This window comes from Kitasatospora sp. Xyl93 (assembly GCF_055383135.1).
This window is the reverse complement of record NZ_AP029185.1, coordinates 390,415-408,971: the sequence shown is the minus strand read 5'-3', so window position 1 is coordinate 408,971 and position 18,557 is coordinate 390,415. Positions and strand designations below refer to the sequence as shown.

General features: G+C 72.9%; 15 protein-coding genes. 8 read left to right on the top strand and 7 right to left on the bottom strand.

The features are described from left to right. The first annotated feature begins 11 nt into the window (after positions 1 to 11). Positions 12 to 1,421 carry an extracellular catalytic domain type 1 short-chain-length polyhydroxyalkanoate depolymerase gene (locus ACZ5GH_RS01850; protein WP_387747953.1) on the top strand — a complete coding sequence of 470 codons (1,410 nt, stop codon included), beginning with the start codon at positions 12 to 14 and terminating at the stop codon, positions 1,419 to 1,421. A gap of 109 nt (positions 1,422 to 1,530) precedes the next feature. On the opposite strand, the gene ACZ5GH_RS01845 is transcribed toward ACZ5GH_RS01850, so the two are convergent. Continuing rightward, positions 1,531 to 3,702: a glycoside hydrolase family 9 protein gene (locus tag ACZ5GH_RS01845; RefSeq protein ID WP_464333192.1), complete on the bottom strand. Its 2,172-nt coding sequence runs from the start codon at positions 3,700 to 3,702 to the stop codon at positions 1,531 to 1,533. A 311-nt stretch (positions 3,703 to 4,013) separates the two neighbouring features. Here ACZ5GH_RS01845 and ACZ5GH_RS01840 point away from each other — a divergent pair, with 311 nt between their 5' ends. From ACZ5GH_RS01840 to yjfF, 4 genes are all read left to right on the top strand, one after another. Beyond that, a complete protein-coding gene (locus tag ACZ5GH_RS01840) occupies positions 4,014 to 4,994 on the top strand; it encodes an ABC transporter substrate-binding protein (protein ID WP_387747957.1) in 981 nt (326 codons plus the stop codon). A 115-nt stretch (positions 4,995 to 5,109) separates the two neighbouring features. Next, positions 5,110 to 6,633 (top strand): sugar ABC transporter ATP-binding protein, encoded by a 1,524-nt coding sequence (locus ACZ5GH_RS01835; RefSeq protein WP_387747959.1) that lies wholly within the window; start codon positions 5,110 to 5,112, stop codon positions 6,631 to 6,633. Further along, positions 6,630 to 7,712, top strand: a complete 1,083-nt coding sequence (locus ACZ5GH_RS01830) for an ABC transporter permease (protein ID WP_464333191.1) — start codon at positions 6,630 to 6,632, stop codon at positions 7,710 to 7,712. Before ACZ5GH_RS01835 ends, ACZ5GH_RS01830 begins: the two co-directional genes overlap by 4 nt. Beyond that, the gene (gene yjfF, locus ACZ5GH_RS01825; RefSeq protein ID WP_387747963.1) at positions 7,709 to 8,686 is read left to right on the top strand and encodes a galactofuranose ABC transporter, permease protein YjfF; all 978 of its coding nucleotides are present in this window, start codon (positions 7,709 to 7,711) and stop codon (positions 8,684 to 8,686) included. The genes ACZ5GH_RS01830 and yjfF overlap by 4 nt, the downstream gene beginning before the upstream one ends. Before the next feature lie 105 nt (positions 8,687 to 8,791). On the opposite strand, the gene ACZ5GH_RS01820 is transcribed toward yjfF, so the two are convergent. The 4 genes from ACZ5GH_RS01820 to ACZ5GH_RS01805 form a co-directional block, all read right to left on the bottom strand. Beyond that, positions 8,792 to 9,712 (bottom strand): carbohydrate ABC transporter permease, encoded by a 921-nt coding sequence (locus ACZ5GH_RS01820; protein WP_387747965.1) that lies wholly within the window; start codon positions 9,710 to 9,712, stop codon positions 8,792 to 8,794. Positions 9,713 to 9,729: 17 nt separating this feature from the next. After that, a complete protein-coding gene (locus tag ACZ5GH_RS01815; protein WP_387747967.1) occupies positions 9,730 to 10,731 on the bottom strand; it encodes a carbohydrate ABC transporter permease in 1,002 nt (333 codons plus the stop codon). Positions 10,732 to 10,909: 178 nt separating this feature from the next. Continuing rightward, a complete protein-coding gene (locus ACZ5GH_RS01810) occupies positions 10,910 to 12,217 on the bottom strand; it encodes an ABC transporter substrate-binding protein (protein ID WP_387747969.1) in 1,308 nt (435 codons plus the stop codon). Between the two features lie 302 nt (positions 12,218 to 12,519). Beyond that, a complete protein-coding gene (locus tag ACZ5GH_RS01805; protein WP_464333190.1) occupies positions 12,520 to 13,542 on the bottom strand; it encodes a LacI family DNA-binding transcriptional regulator in 1,023 nt (340 codons plus the stop codon). Positions 13,543 to 13,849: 307 nt separating this feature from the next. Between ACZ5GH_RS01805 and ACZ5GH_RS01800 the strand changes: the two genes are divergently transcribed. Further along, positions 13,850 to 14,824 carry a glycoside hydrolase family 6 protein gene (locus ACZ5GH_RS01800; RefSeq protein ID WP_387747973.1) on the top strand — a complete coding sequence of 325 codons (975 nt, stop codon included), beginning with the start codon at positions 13,850 to 13,852 and terminating at the stop codon, positions 14,822 to 14,824. A 94-nt stretch (positions 14,825 to 14,918) separates the two neighbouring features. Here ACZ5GH_RS01800 and ACZ5GH_RS01795 read toward each other — a convergent pair whose 3' ends face one another. Then, positions 14,919 to 15,719 (bottom strand): helix-turn-helix domain-containing protein, encoded by an 801-nt coding sequence (locus tag ACZ5GH_RS01795; RefSeq protein WP_464333189.1) that lies wholly within the window; start codon positions 15,717 to 15,719, stop codon positions 14,919 to 14,921. Positions 15,720 to 15,820: 101 nt separating this feature from the next. On the opposite strand from ACZ5GH_RS01795, the gene ACZ5GH_RS01790 reads away from it, so the two are divergent. Then, positions 15,821 to 16,636, top strand: a complete 816-nt coding sequence (locus ACZ5GH_RS01790; protein WP_387747977.1) for a phytanoyl-CoA dioxygenase family protein — start codon at positions 15,821 to 15,823, stop codon at positions 16,634 to 16,636. Then, positions 16,633 to 16,983 (top strand): hypothetical protein, encoded by a 351-nt coding sequence (locus tag ACZ5GH_RS01785; protein WP_464333188.1) that lies wholly within the window; start codon positions 16,633 to 16,635, stop codon positions 16,981 to 16,983. Before ACZ5GH_RS01790 ends, ACZ5GH_RS01785 begins: the two co-directional genes overlap by 4 nt. 58 nt (positions 16,984 to 17,041) lie before the next feature. Here ACZ5GH_RS01785 and ACZ5GH_RS01780 read toward each other — a convergent pair whose 3' ends face one another. Continuing rightward, complete coding sequence (locus ACZ5GH_RS01780; RefSeq protein ID WP_464336779.1) at positions 17,042 to 18,487, bottom strand: GH1 family beta-glucosidase; 1,446 nt, start codon at positions 18,485 to 18,487, stop codon at positions 17,042 to 17,044. Positions 18,488 to 18,557 lie beyond the last annotated feature (70 nt).

Sequence of the window (18,557 nt, the reverse complement as noted above, 5' to 3'; positions counted from 1 at the left end):
GGAGAGGTCCCATGTTCCGAAACCGCTCGTTACCGTCCCGCCTCCTGGGCATCGCCGCCGCGCTCGGCCTGGCGGTCGGCCTGAGCCTTCAGGCCGCGCCGCGGGCCGCCGCGGCCCCGGCCGCCGCCGCCACCCAGGCTGCCACCCCGGCCGCCACCGCGCAGACCACCGGCTCGCTGACGCAGATCACGAACTTCGGCGCCAACCCGACCGGTCTGCTGATGCACCTGTACGTGCCGAACAGCGTCCGGGCCCACCCCCCGATCCTGCTGGCCCTGCACGGGTGCCAGGGGACGGGCCCCTACCTGTACTCCAGCACCGACTTCGGCTCGCTCGCCGACCGGTACGGCTTCCTCGTCGTCTACCCGTCGACGAACCCGAGCGGAAGCTGCTGGGACGTCTCCTCCGACCAGGCGCTGACCCGCAACGGCGGCAGTGACCCGATCGGGCTCAGGTCGATGATCACCTACACCGAGCAGCACTACGGCGGCAACGCCGACGCCGTGTACGTGACCGGCCAGTCGTCGGGCGGGATGATGACCAACGTCATGCTCGCCGACTACCCCGACGTGTTCAAGGCGGGCGCGGCCTTCATGGGGGTGCCCTACCACTGCTTCCACACCGGCTCCGTCCGCGGCTGGAACGCGGACTGCGCCCAGGGCAGGGTGTCGATGACCCCGCAGCAGTGGGGCGGCCTGGTCCGCAACACGGGGTACCCCGGTTACACCGGGCCGCGTCCGCGCGTGCAGCTGTGGCACGGAACCGCCGACACGATCCTGAGCCACAACAACCTCGGTGAGGAGATCAAGGAGTGGACCGACGTCCTCGGCGTGAGCCGGACGCCGTCGGCCACGGACACCCCCACGGCCAACTGGAACCGGACGCGGTACGACAACAGCGCCGGGGCCACCCAGGTCGAGGCGTACAGCATCGCCGGGGCCGGGCACCAACTGCCGGTCCAGGGCACCGCGATGGCCGCCGAGGCCATCCGCTTCATGGGCCTGGACGCGGCGCCCTCCGGCGGCGGCACGACCGGCGCGCTGCACGCGGTGGGGGCGGGCAAGTGCCTGACCGCGGCGAACAACGCGACGCCCGGCACCCAGCAGCAGATCCACGGCTGCGACGGCGGAGCCGCCCAGACCTGGACCCGTACGGCGTCGAACCAGCTGACCGTGACCGTCGGCGGCAGCACGCTGTGCCTGGACGCCAGTGGCAAGGGCACCACCGACGGCACCAAGGTGGTCGTCTGGTCGTGCAACGGCCAGGCCAACCAGCAGTGGCGGCTGAACGCGAACGGCACCGTCACCGGCGTGCAGTCGGGGCTCTGCCTGGACGTGGCCGGCCTGGGCACCGCCGACGGCACGCCCGTCCAGCTGTGGAGCTGCAGCGGCGGCCGGAACCAGCAGTGGACGCTCGGATGACCGGATGACACCGCGGGCACGGCCGGTCGCGGTGACCCGGTCCGGCCGTGACCGCGCGGGCCGCCCGCCGCACCGTGACGGTGCGGCGGGCGGGCGCGTCCGGGGGTGCTCAGGCGCAGGCGGCGCCGTTCAGGGTGAAGCGGGAGGGCGCCGGGTCGGCGGCGGACGTCGCCTGGAACCCGAAGCTCGCGCTCGCCCCGGGCGCCAGGGTGCCGTTCCAGCCGGCGTCCCGGGCGCTCACGGCGCTGCCGGACTGGGTGACCGTCGCGTTCCACCCGGTCGAGATCCGCTGGTCGCCCGGGAAGCTCCAACCGACGGTCCAGCCGGAGACGGTGGCGGTGCCGGTGTTCCGTACCGTCACCGTCGCGGTGAACCCGCCGCTCCAGGCGCTGTCGACCTTGTACGCCACCGCGCAGGACGCCGTCGGCGGGGTCGGCGCCGTCCGCCGTTCGGCGGCGAACGCCGCGAGCCAGGCCAGCGAGGCGTTCCAGTTGACCGCCACCTCGTTGGTCGAGTACGAGCCGATGTCGTCGACGTAGCAGGCCGCCGGTGCGCAGCCGGTCAGCTTGGCCTTCGCCACCGGGTCCTCCAGGGCCGCGTCCGGGCCGCCCGCGAAGGAGCCGGCCGGCGGGTGCGGCAGTGCGGCGTCGTTCTGGTGCGCCCAGAACCGGTGGTGCTGGTTCTGCGAGGCCCGCTCGCCGTAGCCGCTCACGTACGAGTGGTCCAGCGCGTTGCGGCCGAGCAGGTAGTCCATCGCCTCCAGGGCGCCGGCCCGGTAGCGCGCGGCACCGGTCAGCTCGTACGCCACGGCCAGCACCATCGCGTTGTTGGCGACCGAGCTGTTGGACCCCCAGACGTAGCCGTCGGCGGCGATCGGCACCGCGTAGCCCTGTCCGGCCATGGTGGCCAGGTGGCTGTCGGCGGCCGCGGTCAGCAGGCCGCGCAGGCGCGCCACGTCGGCGGCGGGCAGGGCCACGCCGGGGACGGTGGCCAGGGTGATCCGGCCGAGCGTCGCGGTGCCGCCCCACCAGAACCCGTCCACCGGTTTCGTGTGGTGCGGGGAGGAGGTGACCGCGTCCCGGTACTGCGACTCACCGGTGGTGGCGAGGAGTTCGGCCGCGGCCCAGTAGAACTCGTCGGAGACGTCGGCGTCCTCGTACGCGCCGCCGCCGGTGTTGTCGCTCGCCGGGGCGAGGAGGTCCGGGTTGGCCCTGGCCGCCGTCCAGGCGTGGCGGGCCGCGTCCAGGCAGCGGGTGGCGAAGGCGGCGTCGTACGGGGCGTACACCCGGGCGCACTGCGCCCCGACGGCGGCCAGGTTGAGCGTGGCGGCGGTCGACGGCTTGTGCAACTCGCGCGGCTGGTCGTCGAGTTCGGGCCGGGTCGGCAGGCCGGTCCACTGGGCGTCGTGCAGCTTGTGGAAGGCCATGCCGGCCATCGGCCTGCCCTCGGGGACCTGCATCCGCAGCAGGAAGTCCAGTTCCCAGCGGGCCTCGTCCAGGACGTCCGGCACCCCGTTGCCGCGCTCGGGAACGCGCAGGGTGGAGTCGCCGAGGGCCGCGTCGGCGCCCGCACGGTGCGCCCGCTCGAAGGAGTCGACCAGCTCCCAGGTCGCGATGCCGCCGTTGACCACGTACTTGCCCTGGTCCCCGGCGTCGTACCAGCCGCCGCGGACGTCCGAGCGGTAGTCGCACACCCCGGCCTGGCACGGCACGCCGGTGTCGCCCTGGTTCGGCGCCACGCCCAGGTGGCCGGCGGGGCGGGCGTACGCGCTGCCGGCCAGCGCCGCGTCGATGGCGATGCCGCTGCGCTGCTGGTAGAAGAACGACATGCTGTCGGCGCGCAGCCCGTCGTACAGCGAGGCCGAGATGTCGAACGGGTGGCTCGCGCCGCCGTCCACGACCAGGGTGAAGCCGGTGCCGGTGCCGGTGTAGGCGCCGAAGTCCACCAGGTGCGTGGACTGGCCGGACGCCCGGTCGGCGCCGTGCACGGTGGTGGTGCCGGCGGCGACCTGCGCGCCGGAGGCGTCGTGCAGCCGCCAGGGGACCGGGGCGGTCGCGGAGCTGACCACGGTGGCCCGCTTGGGCCCGTCCGGGAGGTAGCCGAGCTGGTTCACGCGGACGGGGAAGTCGGCGGCCGTGGTGGCCGTGGCCGTGGCCGCTGCCGCGGTGGTGGCGGGCGGGGCGAAGGCGGTGGCGGTCAGCCCGCCGGCGGCCAGGGCCAGACCGGCCAGTGCGGCGGCCGCGCGCCGGGGCAGCCCGCGGCCGGGGAGGAGGGGAGGCATGGGTGGGGCCTTCCTTCGGGGGTGGGGAGTCGGGGGCGCGGGAGCGCGTGGACCGTGGGAGCGCTCCCAGTGCCCCCAATGAAGCCAGCCGTCCGCCGGGCGCGTCAAGGTGCGGTGAGGCGACAGGAATTGACGACACGTCAGTTCGTGTGGGACGCCCTGGCGGAACCGGTGTTGACGGACTGTCGGGCGGGGCGGCCGGGCGCTGCCGGGGCTGGTCAAGATTGGATAACGGGCTGCGGTGAATCTTGTCGAGTCGAATGTTAGCGCTAACAATCGAGCGATCGACGATCCCGAGAGGAAGTCCCCCCATGTCCAAGAGAGTTGCGGCGGCCCTGGTCGCCGGCACGATGGTCGCCCTCCTCACCGCCTGTGGATCCGGTGGCGGAGGCTCCGCCGGCAAGGCCTCCGGCGGCAAGCTCGTCGTGGGCTTCTCGCAGGTGGGAGCGGAGAGCGGGTGGCGCACCGCCAACACCAAGTCGATCCAGGAGGCCGCGAAGAAGGCCGGGATCGAGCTGAAGTTCTCCGACGCGCAGCAGAAGCAGGAGAACCAGATCAAGGCGATCCGCTCGTTCATCCAGCAGAAGGTCGACGTGATCGCCTTCTCGCCGGTGGTGGAGTCGGGTTGGGACACCGTTCTGAAGGAGGCCAAGGACGCGCACATCCCGGTCGTCCTGACCGACCGCGCGGTGAACTCCAAGGACGAGTCGCTCTACGCCTCCTTCCTCGGCTCGGACTTCGTCGAGGAGGGCAAGGCGGCCGGCGACTGGCTGGTCAAGGAGTACGCGGCCGGCGACGGTGACGTGAACATCGTCCAGCTGGAGGGCACCACCGGATCGGCGCCGGCCAACGACCGCAAGTCCGGCTTCGCGGACGCCGTGAAGGGGCAGCCCAGGTTCAAGGTGGTCGCCTCGCAGACCGGTGACTTCACCCGCGCTAAGGGCAAGGAGGTCATGCAGGCCTTCCTGAAGTCCCAGCCGAAGATCGACGTGCTGTACGCGCACAACGACGACATGGCGCTCGGTGCGATCCAGGCGATCGAGGAGGCCGGCAAGAAGCCGGGCACCGACATCAAGATCGTCTCCGTGGACGGCGTCAAGGACGCCTTCACCGCGATGAGCCAGGGCAAGATCAACTATGACGTCGAGTGCAACCCGCTCCTCGGCGACCAGCTGATGGACCTGGTGAAGAAGGTCAAGGCGGGTGAGCAGGTGCCCCGGCGGATCAAGACCGAGGAGGGGACCTTCACCCCCGAGCAGGCCACCGCGGCCCTGCCGAACCGCCAGTACTGACCCGCCGATCCGTGCGGGGCCGCTCCCGAGGGCCGACCCCGCACGGCCCCGCACGGCCCGGACCGGACCGCCCTCCGGCGGTCCGCGGTCCGGGAGACACGAAAGGAGAACCGGGGTGCGGCAGCAACCGGTCCTGGAAGTCCGGGGGCTCCGGAAGGAGTTCCCCGGGGTGGTGGCGCTGGACGGGGTCGACTTCCGGCTCTTCCCCGGCGAGGTGCACGCCCTGATGGGGGAGAACGGCGCCGGCAAGTCCACGCTGATCAAGGTGCTCACCGGAGTCCACCCGGCCGACGGCGGCGAGGTGCTGCTCGCCGGCCGACCGGTGCGGATCGCCGGACCGGCGCAGGCCCAGCAGGCCGGCATCAGCACGGTCTACCAGGAGGTGAACCTCTGCCCGAACCTGTCGGTCGCGGAGAACGTCCTCATCGGGCGGGAGCCCCGCCGGTTCGGTCTGATCGACTGGCGCGCGCTGCGCCGCCGGGCCGCCGAGCTGGTCCGCGGGCTGGACCTGGACATCGACGTCAGCGCGCCGCTGAGCAGCTACTCCATCGCCGTCCAGCAGCTCGTGGCCATCGTCCGCGCGGTGCACGTCTCCGCCAAGGTGCTGATCCTGGACGAACCCACCTCCAGCCTCGACCGCGACGAGGTCCGCCAGCTCTTCGCCGTCATGCGCCGGCTGCGCGACCAGGGAGTCGCCATCCTGTTCGTCTCGCACTTCCTCGACCAGGTCTACGAGATCTGCGACCGGATGACCGTGCTGCGCAACGGCCGGCTCGAGGGCGAGTACCTGACCAGCGAACTGGACCAGGCCCAGCTGGTCTCCCGGATGATCGGCGCCGAGCTCGCCGGACTCGACCGGCTCGGTGGCGGCAAGCGGCGCGAACGCACCACACCGGCCACCGCGGCGGTGTTCCTGCAAGCCGAGGGGCTGACCCGGCGGGGCGCCGTCGAACCGTACGACCTGACCGTCCGGTCGGGCGAAGTGGTCGGACTGGCCGGGCTGTTGGGCTCCGGACGGACCGAGGCCGCCCGGCTGCTGTTCGGCGCCGACCGGAGCGACGGCGGCACGCTGCGGATCGAGGGCGCCGACACCGCACTGCGCGGACCGCGCGACGCGATCGCCCACGGCATCGCGTTCTGCTCGGAGAACCGCAAGACCGAGGGCCTGGTCGGCGAACTGACCGTCCGGGAGAACATCGTCCTGGCGCTCCAGGCGGCCCGGGGCTGGACCCGTCCGCTGTCCCGCACCGCGCAGGACGAACTCTCCGTGCGCTGGATCCGCGCCCTGGACATCCGTCCCGGCAACCCCGAGGCACTGGTGCGCAACCTCAGCGGCGGCAACCAGCAGAAGGTGCTGCTCGCCCGCTGGCTGATCACCGACCCCAAGCTGCTGATCCTGGACGAGCCGACCCGCGGCATCGACATCGGGGCGAAGGCCGAGATCCAGAAGCTGGTGGCGAAGCTCGCCGAGGACGGCATGGCGGTGCTCTTCGTCTCCGCCGAACTGGAGGAGGTGCTGCGGCTCAGCCACCGGGTCGGCGTGCTGCGCGACCACCGGATGGTCGCCCAGCTGGACAACGACGGCGAGCTCACCCCGGAGCGCGTCATGGCCACCATCGCGAGCGGAGCGGAGCAATGAGCACGGCAACGGCGGCGAGCCCGGCGAAGGCGGTGACCCGGTACCGGCTGTTCTGGCCGGCCGCGGTGCTGGCCGTGCTCCTGGTCGCCAACCTCGCCTTCACCCCCGACTTCTTCGCCGTCCACCTGCGGGACGGCCACCTCTACGGCTCCCTGGTCGACATCCTGCACTTCGGCGCCCCGCTGATCCTGGTCTCCCTGGGCATGACCCTGGTGATCGCCACCGGCGGCATCGACCTGTCGGTCGGCTCGACCGTCGCGATCTCCGGGGCGCTGGCCTGCCTGCACATCAGCCGGTCCGCCGACCCGGGCGGCGTCGGCACCGTGCTGACCGCCGTCGGCTACGCCCTCGGCACCGCGCTGGTGCTCGGCCTCGTCAACGGCGTCCTGGTGGCCAGGGCCGGCGTCCAGCCGATCATCGCCACCCTGATCCTGATGGTCGCCGGGCGCGGGCTGGCCCAGCTGGTCACCGACGGCCAGATCATCACCGTCACCAGCGAGCCCTACAAGCTGATCGGCGGCGACTACTGGCTGACCGTGCCGTTCGCGATCCTGCTCGCCGGCCTGGTCGTCCTGCTCACCGCGCTGCTCACCCGGTCCACCGCGCTCGGCCTGCTGCTGGAGTCGGTCGGCGGCAACCCGGTGGCCAGCCGGCTGGTCGGCATCAGGGCGGTGCGCCTGGTCGGCCTGGTGTACGTGTTCAGCGCGCTGTGCGCGGCGGTCGCCGGGCTGATGGTCTCCTCCAACGTCTCGGCGGCGGACGGCAACAACGCCGGCCTGTGGATCGAACTCGACGCCATCCTCGCCGTGGTGCTCGGCGGGACCTCGCTCAACGGCGGCCGGTTCTCGATCGGCGGCACCGTGCTCGGCGCGCTGATCATCCAGACCCTCTCCACCACCGTCTACACCGTCGGCATCCCGCCGGAGACCACCCTGGTGTTCAAGGCGTTCGTGGTGATCACCGTCTGCCTGGTCCAGTCGCCCGCCTTCCGTGCCAAGTTCGCCGGTCGCCGAGCCCGGCCCCGGCACACCGCCCGGTCGCACCCCGCGGCCCCCACCATCCGGGAGGTCGGCGAATGAACGCCAACGCCCACGCCCTGTCGGCCCGGCTCCGCCGGCAGGTCCCGCTGCTGGTCACCGCGGTCCTGCTGGTGTCGATGTTCGGCGCCGGCTCGGTGGAGTACGACGGGTTCCTCTCCGGCCAGGTCGTGCTCAACCTGCTGATCGACAACGCCTTCCTGCTGGTCGTCGCGGTCGGGATGACGTTCGTCGTGCTGACCGGCGGCATCGACCTGTCGGTCGGCGCGGTGGTCGCGCTGTCCACCGTGGTCTCCGCCTGGCTGGTCGAACAGCACGGCTGGCCACCACTGCTGGTGATCCCGCTGGTCCTGCTGATGGGCACCGGCGGCGGCTGGCTGATGGGCTGGGTCATCCACGTCTTCGAGATCCAGCCGTTCATCGTCACCCTGGCCGGCATGTTCCTCGCCCGCGGCCTGTGCTACACGATCAGCATCGACTCGATCTCCATCACCGACCCGCAGTACACCGCCATGGCGCAGACCCGGATCCCGCTCGGCAGCGTGTTCGTCTCACCGAGCGCGGTGATCGCCCTGCTGGTGGTCGCCGCCGGATTCGTGGTCCTCCACTACACCCGGCTCGGCCGCGACGTGTACGCGCTCGGCGGCAGCGAGCAGTCCGCCCTGCTGATGGGCCTGCCGGTCCAGCGGACCAAGACCACCGTGTACGCGATCAGCGGCTTCTGCTCCGCGCTCGGCGGTGTCCTGCTCACCTTCTACATGCTCTCCGGCTACGGCCTGCACGCGGTCGGCCTGGAACTGGACGCGATCGCCGCGGTCGTCATCGGCGGCACCCTGCTCACCGGCGGCTCCGGCTACCTGCTCGGCACCGTGCTCGGTGTGCTGGTGCTCGGGCTGATCCAGACCGTGATCAGCTTCCAGGGCACGCTCAGCTCCTGGTGGACCCGGATCGTCATCGGCGCCCTGCTGTTCGTCTTCATCGTCCTGCAGCGCCTGATCACCGCGCGCCGGCGCTGACCGCCCGGCGCCGATCGCCCGGCGCTGCCGACCGCCGGGCGTGCTGGTCACCCGCCCCGGCCCCGGCCCCGCGCACGCCCGCGGAGCCGGGGCCGGTGCGGCCGGTCAGCCCTTCAGGGCGCCCTGGGTGATGCCGCCGACGATCTGGCGGCCGAAGACGGTGAAGACCAGGAGCAGCGGCGCGGTGCCGACGAGCGCGCCGGCGGTGATGACGGACCAGTCGGTGGACCAGCCGGTGCCGAGCCCGGCGAGGGCGACCTGGACGGTCGGGTTCGTGGCGCCGTTCATCGCGATGACGGGCCACAGGAAGTCGTTCCAGGACTGGACGAAGACGAGCATCCCCAGGACGGCCATGGCGGGCCGGGCGACCGGCAGGACGACGTGCCAGACGACCCGCAGCGAGTGCGCGCCGTCGACCCGGGCCGCCTCCAGCAGTTCGGTGGGCAGGGCCTGGGTGAGGTACTGGCGCATGAAGAAGACGCCGAAGGCGGTCACCAGGGAGGGCAGGACGAGCGCGCCGAGATGGTTGCCGAGCCCCAGGTGCCGCATCAGGATGAACAGCGGCACCACGCTGACCTGGGCGGGCACCGCCATGGTGGCGACGACGAGGGACAGCAGCGCCCCGCGGCCGCGGAAGCGCAGCTTGGCGAACGCGAAGCCGGCCAGCACGGAGAACGCCACCGTGCTGAGCGCGACGGTGCCGGCGACCAGGGTGGAGTTGAGCAGCGCGACGCCCATGCCGCGCGCTCCGGCGTTGTCCCACACGTAGCCGATGTTGTGGAACAGGTTCGATCCGGGCAGGAGCGGCGGGGGCGTGGAGACCACCCGGTGGCTGTCGGTCGACGCCGCCACGAGCGTCCAGTACAGCGGGAACAGCGAGACGAGGGCGGCCACGACCAGCGCCGCCAGGGCGAACGGCCCGGCCCGGTGCTGGTCGCCCGCGCCCGGGGAGCGCAGCCGGCTCCGGCGCCCGGCGCCCCGCCGGCCGGCGGCGGGTGCGGGTGCGGGGGCGGGGATGGTGGTCATGGAGTCGTCCTTCCCGGTCACTTGGCGGCGCGCAGGCGGCGGGCGATCAGCGTGTTGGCCAGTCCGACCAGCAGGAGCAGGCCGAACATCAGCCAGGCGATGGCCGAGGCGCGTCCGAGCAGGCTGTAGTGGAAGCCCTGGTCGTACATGAGGATGCCGAGGGTCTCGTACTGGTGGTCGGTGCCGCCCTGGTGGCCGCTCTGCCCGCCGAACAGGTAGGGCTCGCCGAAGAGTTGGGTCGATCCGATGAACGAGACGACGACGGTGAACAGGATGGTCGGGCGCAGTTCGGGGATCGTGACGTGGCGGAACTGCCGCCAGCGGTTGGCCCCGTCGATCGCGGCGGCCTCGTACAGCTCGCGGGGGACGGCCTGCATCGCGGCGAGGTAGATCAGCGCGTTGTAGCCGGTCCAGCGCCAGATGACGATCACCGAGACGGCGAACTGGGAGCTCCAGGTGCCGGACTCCCAGCGGACCGGCCCGAGGTCCACCAGCCCGAGCAGCCAGTTGGCCATGCCGCCCTCGGGGCTGAAGATCAGCGCGAAGACGAGCGTGGCGGCCGCCACCGAGGTCGCGTACGGCGCGAGCAGCGCCGTGCGGAAGAAACCCCGGGCCGGGAGGCGGTAGTTGAGCAGGTGGGCGAGGCCGAGCGCGATCAGCAGCTGGGGGACGGTGGACAGCACGCCGAGGCTGACCGTGTTGCGCAGGGCGTTCCAGAAGAGCTCGCTCGCCGGCCCGAACAGCAGGTCCTGGTAGTTCTGGAGACCGACCCAGTCGGTCCGGTCCACGTTGTACAGGCTGACCTGGTGCAGGGACAGCCAGCCGGTGTAGACGAGGGGGAAGAGCCCGAAGACCGCGAACACCACGAAGAAGGGCGCGACGAACACGTACGGCGAGCCGGTGTGGTCCCAGCGGCGCAGCCGGCGGCGCAGGCCGGTCGGCTCCGCGCGGCGCTCCGGCGGGCTCGGGGCGGGTGGGTCGGCCGGGTCTCTTCGGGGGGTGCGGGTCGGGGTGGCCACAAGTTCCTCCGTGCCGGGTCGACGGCCGGCTGGGGTCGTCGCGTCGTTCGTGGACAGGGGGTCGGTCGGTCTCGGTCGTTCGGGGGTGGCGGCCGTACGGACGGCCCGGGGGAGTGGCGGCGGTACGGAACCGCGCCGGGGCGGGGGCCGCGCGGTCCGTACGGCCGGGGCCCGGCGGCTACTGGACGGTGCTCGCGAGCTGCTTGACGGTGGCGGCCCAGGCCTCCTCGGGGCTCTGGTGGTTCTGCTCCATCAGCTGCACGCCGTTGCCGAACGCCCCGTGGAAGTCGCCGTGGTGCGGCCCGGTCTCGGCCGGCTGGATGGCCTTGGCGGCGGTGGAGAAGATCCGACCGGTGGGGGCGTTCGGGCCGATGTACGGGTTGGTGAAGTCCGTGACGCCCGGCAGCGCGTACGCCTTCTGGTTGGAGGGGATGTTGCCGACCTTCTGGAAGACCTTGGCCTGCTGCTCGGGCGCGGTGAGCCAGGCGGCCAGCGCCTGGGCCTGGGCGACGTGCTTGCCGGAGGCCGGCACCGTCAGGAACGAGCCGCCCCAGTTCCCGGCGGCGGGGGCCTGCGCGACGTTCCACTTCCCGGCGTTGCCCGGGCCGGAGTACTTCTCGATGTTGGCCTGCTGCCAGGACGGGCAGACGGTGGTGGCGAACGTGGAGTTGGAGAAGGCCGTCTGCCAGGGGGTGTCGAACTCCTTGAGCCCCTGGGTGATGCCGGCCTGGACGGCGTCGGAGGCCAGCTTCCAGCCCTTCCGCACACCGGCGGAGCCCTGGTAGTCGGCCTTGCCGTTCTTGTAGTACTGCTCGGTGTCGGAGGAGACCACGCCGTTGTACAGGCCGGTGGCGGTGTCCATGAAGAAGGTCCCCTGGGGGGCCTTGGCCTGGTACCGGCGGCCGGCCTCGACGTACTTGGCCCAGTCGCCCGCCCACAGGGCGCCGACCGACGCGGGGTCGCCGGGCAGGCCCGCCGCCTCGAAGAGGTCCTGGCGGTAGCAGATCGCCATCGGGCCGACGTCGGTGCCGAGGCCGACGGTCTTGCCCTGGGCGGTGGTCGCCTGCTTCCACTTCCACGGCAGGTAGGCGTCCTTGTCGACGCCCGGGGCCTTCGACAGGTCGGTGAAGGCGGCGCTGAGCTGGTCGGAGGCGGCGAGCGCGATCCGGCTCACCTCCAGGGCCTGGATGTCGTCGAGCCCGCCGCCCGACAGCCGGGTCTGCAGCGCCGTCCAGTAGTCGCCCTCCACCGTGGTGGCGTTCTCCTTGACGGTGATGTTCGGGTGCTCCTTCATGTACTCGTCGAAGAGCCCGGCGTCCTTGTAGCCGAAGGTGCCGAAGTCGCCCACGGTGAGCGTGATCTTCGCGTTCGGGTCGTCCGAGCCGGAGCCGGACCCTCCGGAGGAGCAGCCGGTGACCAGGGCCGCGGTGACGGCGGCGGCCGACAGGAGGGCGGGGGCTCTGCGGGAACGGCTGCGCAGGAACATGGGGTTCTCCAGGGGCGGTAGCGGGACGCGCGGGGGTGGGCCGCGCTCGTGATGCCGGGAGCGGGGCCGCGAGCGGTCGTGAGGGGTGGGTGAGGACGCGCAGGGGGGCCGGGGTGGACTCGCCCCGGCGGCCCGGGAGCGTCCGCCGGAGGCGTGGGAGCGCTCCCAAGGGGGAACCCTGCTCCCTCCGGGACGGACTGTCAAGAGCTCTGGCAGCAGGGGAGTTGGGGCCGTTCGACCGTCCCGCGCGGGCGGGCCGCCGGCCGGGCCAGTCCGCGGGCGGGGCGCGGAGTCGCGGACGGTCAGGCGGGTGGGGGCGCGGAGTCGCGGACGGTCAGGCGGGTGGGGAGGACGAGGGGGCTCGGGTCCTGGCCGTCGAGGACGGCCACCAGCATCCGGGCCATCTCCAGCCCGAGCGCGCGCACCGGCTGGTGAACGGTCGTCAGCGGCGGATCGGCGTACAGGGCGTCGGCGAGGTCGTCGAAGCCGACGACCGCGACGTCCTCGGGCACGCGCCGGCCGTGTCGGCGCAGGGCGCGCAGCGCTCCCAGGGCCATGCCGTCGTTGGCCGCGAACACCGCGTCGATGTCCGGACGGTCCGCGAGCAGCCGCTCCATCGCGGCCTCACCGCCGGCCCGGGTGAAGCCGCCGGTCGCCACGCCGGCGTCGGACCGGCCGGCCAGGACGAGTGCCTCGCGGAAGCCCTGTTCGCGGGCGACGGCGGCCTGGAGGTCGACCTGTCCGGTGATCATCGCGATGTTCCCTCGCCCGCCGCGCACCAGGTGCTCGACGGCCAGCCGCGCGCCGCCCCGGTTGTCCGGATCCACGTACCAGCGGGGCGTGCCCGTCAGGGGCAGGCCGCCGAAGACCACGGGCAGGCTGGTCTGCTCGGCCAGCCGGCCCAGCGGGTCGTCGCCGCGCACCGCCATCAGCATCACGCCGTCCGCCCGGTGGGAGCTCAGGACGCGCTCCAGGCGTTCCCTGCCGCGCGGGGTGTCGGCCAGCAGCAGGACCAGTTCGAGGTCCGTCCGGTCGAGGTGGGAGCTGACGCCCACCGTCACCTCGGCGAAGAACGGGTCGGCGAACAGGCCGGGCTCGTCGCCGGCCACCGCCAGCACGACCGCCCCCGCGCGCCGGGTCGCCAGCGCCCGGGCGGTCGGATTCGGCGTGTAGTCGAGCTCGCGGACGGCCCGCTCCACCGCGGCGCGCTTGGCGGCGCTCACGTGCGGCACGTTGTTGATCACCCGGGACGCCGCCGTGCGGGAGACACCGGCCCGGGCGGCGACCTCGTCCAGCGTCGGCCGGCGTCGTGGAGACGTCCCCATCGCGATCGCCGATCCTCCCGTTGCCGTCGCGGCGTTCTGCGGACCATCGTTCCACGGACGTGCCGCCGCCGGCGGGTGAATTCGACCCGAAGCCGCTCGCTCGACGGACCGGAAGCGCTTCCAGGCCGGGCGGCGGTCGGTCCGGCCCCGCTCCGCATGGGCGGGCAGGCCGCCGCTGCCAGGCGAGCCCCGAAACAAGGGCCTTGTGCGGGCGGCGTCTTGACAGGCCGTCCGGAAAGCCCCAATCATCTGGGAACCGGAAGCGCTTCCATCCTCCCCCCAAACCCCCACCCGTGGAGGAAGCACCATGCTCCGTTCGCGCCGTACCCGTTCCCTGCTCCTGGCCCCGGTGCTGAGCACCGCCCTCCTCACGCTCCACCCCGCGGCCGCCCACGCCGCCGACCCCACCACGATGACCAGCGGCTTCTACGTGGACCCCGACTCCTCCGCGCGGCGGTGGGTCGACGCCAACCCGGGCGACGGCCGCGCGCCCGCGATCCGGTCCTCGATCGCCGACGTGCCGACGGCACGCTGGTTCGGCAACTGGAGCGGCACCATCGGGACGGCCACCGGCTCCTTCGTCGGTGCGGCCGCCGCCCAGCGCAAGCTGCCCGTCCTGGTGGCGTACAACATCCCCAACCGTGACATCTGCGCGGGTCAGTCCGGCGGCGGGGCGGGCAGCGCCGCCGACTACCGGACCTGGATCGCCGCCTTCGCGAGCGGCATCGGCAGCCGGCCGGCGGTGGTCGTCCTCGAACCCGACTCGCTCGGCGACGAGAGCTGCATGAGCCCGGCCCAGATCACCGAGCGCAACGCCCTGCTGAGCGACGCCATCGCGCAGTTCAACACCAAGGCCCCGAACACCTGGGTCTACCTCGACGCGGGCAACCCCGGCTGGCTGAGCGCCGACACCATGGCCCGGCACCTGGCCGCGGCCGGGGTGAGCGGGGCGCACGGGTTCTCGCTGAACGTGTCGAACTACCTCACCACCTCCGAGAACACCGCCTACGGCAACGCCGTCAACGCGGCCCTGAGGGCCGCCAAGGGCTTCACCAAGCCCTACGTCATCGACACCAGCCGCAACGGCAACGGCTCCAACGGGGCGTGGTGCAACCCGGCGGGGCGGCGGATCGGCCGGCCCTCGCAGCTCGGCGGCGGTGCCGAGATGCTGCTGTGGATCAAGGCACCCGGCGAGTCCGACGGCAACTGCGGCGTCGGCGCCGGATCCACCGCCGGACAGTTCCTGCCCGAGGTCGCCTACAAGATGATCTACGGCTACTGACGGGAACCGACGCCCGCGTGGCGTCGCCGCCCGCCCGTTCGAAGCGCCCGGTGGGGCGGCCCTCGACTCCGGGGCCGCCCCACCGGGCGCGCGGCTACCGGGCGGGCGGGTCGTCCGGACGGCTCCGGGCCGTGCGGACGGCGCGGGGGGAGGCGCCGAGTTCGCGCCGGCAGGCCTTGTTGAAGGCGTGCAGGTCGGGGATGCCCACGGAGGCGGCGATCGCGGGGATGGAGAGCGTCGTGGCGCGCAGGAAGTGGCGGGCGCGTTCCATCCGGCGGGCGCGGATGTAGCCGACGACGGTTTCGCCGGTGGCGGCGCGGAACAGCCGGGTGAGGTGGTTGTGCGAGACGCCGGCGGCGCGCGCGATCTCGGGCACGGTGAGGGGTTCGGCGAGTCGGGCCTCGATCAGGGCGGTGGCGGAGGCGACCGAAGGGTGGACGGCCGGGGTGCCGGGCTCGCCGGGAGGGGCGAGCACGGCGATCCGCCACAGCGCGGACCAGATCTCGGCGGCGGCCCGGGCGGGCGTGCGCGGCCAGGCGGCGAGCGCCTGACGGAACCGGGCGGTGAGCGGGTCGAGTTCGGGCCCGGCGGGCTGGATGACGGGGATCCGGTGCGGGGTGCCGGCGGTGCCGAGGCGCAGGTGGACGTAGAAGTGCTCGGAGCGGCCCCGGTAGCGGTAACGGACGTCGGAGCCGGGCGGTACCAGGCTGACCCGGCCGGGACGGATGCTGTACGGGGCGCCGTCCACCGTCAGGTCGGCGTGGTAGTCGTAGAGATGGAGTTGCCAGAGGTCCGGCAGCGAGAACACGTCCACGTGGCCGGCCGGTCCGTGCACGCCGATGCCGACGCCGGCGAGGGTCGGTGGCTCGTCGAGCCGGGCGAGGACTGTGCGCATGGCCACGAGTTCTACCACGCGCGGAGGACGGTGAAAACGGACCACCGGAGGGTGAACCCGGCCCACGCGGTGGTGCGCCGGCCGGACCTAGCGTGGCGGCCATGGAGAAAACGGGAGAACTGCTGTCGTCGGTGCGCATGGCGCGCTTCGTGGCACGGGGGTCGCTGCGGCTGGACGCCGTGGTCCCGGCGGAGATGAACGCCGAGGGCCTCGCGGTCCTGGCTGCGGGCCTGCCGGACGTGCCGTACGGAACGCCGGTGCCCGAGGCGTACGCGGAGGGTTCGTTCGTCCGTCGCCTGCTGGAACTGCCGCAGGTGGCGGGCGCGTTGGACAGCCTGGTCGGACCGGAGCCGTGGGTCGACCACCACGCGGTGCACATCCGCGAGCCGCACGGCGGCTCGGCGCAGCCGCTGCACGCGGACGCGATCATCGACGTCCGGCCGGACGCGTTCGACGTGCAGCTGATGTACTACCCGCAGGACGTGACGCTGGAGATGGGCGGAACGCTCAGTGTGCCGGGCAGCCACCTGCGGCGGACCAACGAGTCCGACACCGGCCGCTACCAGAACCTGCGCGGCCAGGACCGCCTGGTCTGCCCCGCGGGGACGGTGGTGTTTCTGCACCACGGACTCTGGCACGGCGGCCGGCGCAACGACAGCGACACCGTCCGCTACATGTTCAAGATCCGCTTCAATCCGAGGGTCCGCCAGCGACTGCTCTGGGACACCTCCGACCTCCACGACCCGCGGGTGAAAACCGAGTTGGACGCGGTCTTCCCCTGGTACGAGTGGGCGACCGGCCGGCTGGAGCGGTACAACCGCATCCTGCTGTGGCGGGAGCTGACCGGCGACCCGGGCTACGACCTCGACCACTGGGTGACCAGGGTCTCCAACCGCCCGAAGGAGACGGCGGCATGACGACTACGACGGCCGCGACGACCTCGACCGCACGGACCGCACGGACCGGCGAGGCCGCCGTACCGCGCCAGCAGGTGCTGGTGCTGTACCTGGCCGACTCCCGGCTGGACTCGGAGGTGGTCGGCTGGACGCGCTACGACGGCACCGGCCGCACCTCGCCGACGACCGGCGACAGCGACGAACCGCCGTACGGGAGCGGGGTGGAGGCGCTGCTGGACGGCTGGCGGCTGTTCCAGGCCGCGCAGCTGATCCCGCCGTACCCGGGTCACGAGTACGACGTCTCCTTCCTCAAGCACGAGTACTTCTTCGAGCGGATCGTCCCGGTCCCCGAGCCGGGCGCCCGGTAGCGGCCCCGGCGCAGGCCCCGCGTCCCGTGCGGACGGGGGCCTGCGCCGGTCCGGAGGGCTACCCCTCGGCCGGTGGGCGCAGCTCGCCGGTCCGGGCCACCCGGGCGTACCAGTGGGCGCTGGTCTTGGGGGTGCGGGTCTGGGTCGGGTAGTCGACGTGGACGAGGCCGAAGCGCTTGGCGTAGCCGTACGCCCACTCGAAGTTGTCCAGCAGGGACCAGGCGAAGTAGCCGCGCACGTCCGCGCCGTCCGCGGTCGCGCGGTGGATCGCCGCCAGATGGGCGTGGAGGTAGGCGGCGCGTTCCGGGTCGTGGACCGTGCCGTCCTCGCCGACCTCGTCCTGGTAGGCGGCGCCGTTCTCGGTGACCACCAGCGGCAGGTCGGGGTACCGGCGGGCGAGGCCGGTCAGCAGCTCGTACAGGCCGGAGGGGTCGACGGCCCAGTCCATCGCGGTCCGCTCGCCCGGTGCCGGGTGGAAGCCGACCCGGTCCGCGCCCGGCCAGGGCGAGGCGGTGCCGCCGCCGTGGCCGTCCGCGCGGGCGGGGGCGGTGCCCTCGGGGGTCGCGGAGACGACGGTGGGCGTGTAGTAGTTGACGCCCAGCCAGTCCACCGGCTGGTGGATCTCCTTCTCGTCGCCGGCCCGGACGAAGGACCAGTCGGTGAGGTGGGCGGTGTCGGCCAGCAGGTCCTCCGGGTAGGCGCCCTCCAGCATCGGGCCGAGGAAGACCCGGTTGCCGACGGCGTCGATCCGGCGCACGGCGTCCCGGTCGTCGGCCGACGGGGTGAGCGGGCGCAGCGCGTGCAGGTTGAGCGAGACGGACAGCTGCGCGTCGGCGGGCAGCACACCGCGCAGCGCGGTGACGGCCAGGCCGTGGCCGAGGTTGAGGTGGTGGGCGGCGCGCAGGGCGGCCACCGGGTCGGTGCGGCCGGGGGCGTGGACGCCGGAGCCGTAGCCGAGGAAGGCGCTGCACCAGGGTTCGTTGAGGGTGGTCCAGTGGCCGATCCGGTCGCCGAGTGCCTCGCCCACCAGCCCGGCGTACTCGGCGAACCGCTCGGCGGTGGTGCGCTCGGGCCAGCCGCCCGCCGACTCCAGCTCCTGCGGGAGGTCCCAGTGGTAGAGCGTGACGACGGGGGTGATCCCGGCGGAGAGCAGCTCGTCGGTGAGGCGGCGGTAGAAGTCCAGGCCCTGCTGGACGGCCGGGCCGTGGCCGGTGGGCTGGACGCGCGGCCAGGAGACGGAGAAGCGGTAGGCGGTCAGCCCGAGCCCGGCCATCAGCCGGACGTCCTCGCGGAAGCGGTGGTAGTGGTCGACCGCGACCTCGCCGGTGTGGTCCTGGAAGACCTTGCCGGGGGTGCGGCAGAAGGTGTCCCAGATCGAGGCGGTGCGGCCGTCCTCGGCGGTGGCGCCCTCCACCTGGTAGGCGGAGGTGGCCGCGCCCCAGAGGAACCCGGCCGGGAACCGGGGCGGGGCGGTGGAGGTCGGGTGGGGACGGGAGGGGGGCACGGGCACGGATCGCTCCAACGGTGAGGGGTTCGGCGTTCGGGGGTGGGTGGAGACCACGCTGACGGTGAAG

What these genes read in the sequence shown, in the direction of transcription:
- ACZ5GH_RS01850 (WP_387747953.1), top strand. Translation starts at nt 12, where the DNA reads ATGTTCCGAAACCGCTCGTTACCGTCCCGCCTCCTGGGCATCGCCGCC.
- ACZ5GH_RS01845 (WP_464333192.1), bottom strand. Translation starts at nt 3,702, where the DNA reads ATGCCTCCCCTCCTCCCCGGCCGCGGGCTGCCCCGGCGCGCGGCCGCC.
- ACZ5GH_RS01840 (WP_387747957.1), top strand. Translation starts at nt 4,014, where the DNA reads ATGTCCAAGAGAGTTGCGGCGGCCCTGGTCGCCGGCACGATGGTCGCC.
- ACZ5GH_RS01830 (WP_464333191.1), top strand. Translation starts at nt 6,630, where the DNA reads ATGAGCACGGCAACGGCGGCGAGCCCGGCGAAGGCGGTGACCCGGTAC.
- yjfF (WP_387747963.1), top strand. Translation starts at nt 7,709, where the DNA reads ATGAACGCCAACGCCCACGCCCTGTCGGCCCGGCTCCGCCGGCAGGTC.
- ACZ5GH_RS01820 (WP_387747965.1), bottom strand. Translation starts at nt 9,712, where the DNA reads ATGACCACCATCCCCGCCCCCGCACCCGCACCCGCCGCCGGCCGGCGG.
- ACZ5GH_RS01810 (WP_387747969.1), bottom strand. Translation starts at nt 12,217, where the DNA reads ATGTTCCTGCGCAGCCGTTCCCGCAGAGCCCCCGCCCTCCTGTCGGCC.
- ACZ5GH_RS01805 (WP_464333190.1), bottom strand. Translation starts at nt 13,542, where the DNA reads ATGGGGACGTCTCCACGACGCCGGCCGACGCTGGACGAGGTCGCCGCC.
- ACZ5GH_RS01800 (WP_387747973.1), top strand. Translation starts at nt 13,850, where the DNA reads ATGCTCCGTTCGCGCCGTACCCGTTCCCTGCTCCTGGCCCCGGTGCTG.
- ACZ5GH_RS01795 (WP_464333189.1), bottom strand. Translation starts at nt 15,719, where the DNA reads ATGCGCACAGTCCTCGCCCGGCTCGACGAGCCACCGACCCTCGCCGGC.
- ACZ5GH_RS01790 (WP_387747977.1), top strand. Translation starts at nt 15,821, where the DNA reads ATGGAGAAAACGGGAGAACTGCTGTCGTCGGTGCGCATGGCGCGCTTC.
- ACZ5GH_RS01785 (WP_464333188.1), top strand. Translation starts at nt 16,633, where the DNA reads ATGACGACTACGACGGCCGCGACGACCTCGACCGCACGGACCGCACGG.